Origin of the sequence: Rhizobium oryziradicis (assembly GCF_001939045.1) — a bacterium.
Classification (GTDB): Bacteria; Pseudomonadota; Alphaproteobacteria; order Rhizobiales; family Rhizobiaceae; genus Allorhizobium; species Allorhizobium oryziradicis.
Window position 1 is genome coordinate 1 of the sequence record NZ_MKIM01000004.1, and the last position, 624, is coordinate 624.

The 624-nt window shown below is 55.8% G+C and carries 1 pseudogene; it reads left to right on the forward strand.

Features of this window, described 5'->3' with window-relative positions:
- Positions 1-574 (forward strand): annotated as a pseudogene (locus BJF95_RS00020) (integrase core domain-containing protein); the annotation flags it as partial.
- Positions 575-624 lie beyond the last annotated feature (50 nt).

The window sequence follows — 624 nt, forward strand, 5'->3', positions numbered from 1 at the left end:
CATGGGCCTCCAGCTTCGCAACAAGGTTCCGAAGAGACGTGTCAAGGCGAAGCTGCGGGCTGACCGCACCGCACCTGCACATCCCAACCATGTCTGAGCTATGGATTTCGTGCATGACCAGTTGGCCACAGGCCGCAAGATCAGGGTTCTCACCGTGATTGATACCTTCTCGCGTTTCTCACCGGCGGTCGATGCACGCTTCAGCGACAAGGGGGAAGACGTTGTCCTCACACTTGAGCGCGTGTGTCGGCAGGTCGGCTATCCGGCCACGATCTGTGTTGATAACGGCAGTGAATTCATCTCTCGCGACCTCGATCTGTGGGCTTAGCAAAAGGGCGTCACACTCGATTTCTCCCGGCAAGGCAAACCAACCGACAACAGTTATATCGAAAGCTTGAATGGGAAATTCCGGGCCGAATGCTTGAGTACCCACTGGTTCATGAGCCTTGACGACGGCCGCTCAAAGATGGAGGATTGGCGTAGAGACTATAACGAGTTCCGGCCACACAGCGCAATCGGCAACAAGGTGCCGACTTCGCTTATGAACGGCTCATCGGCAACCCCGCCGACATGAGCCTTAACCCCGGAAAATTCTAGTTCTCTCTGGACCAAAATTGGGGGGCA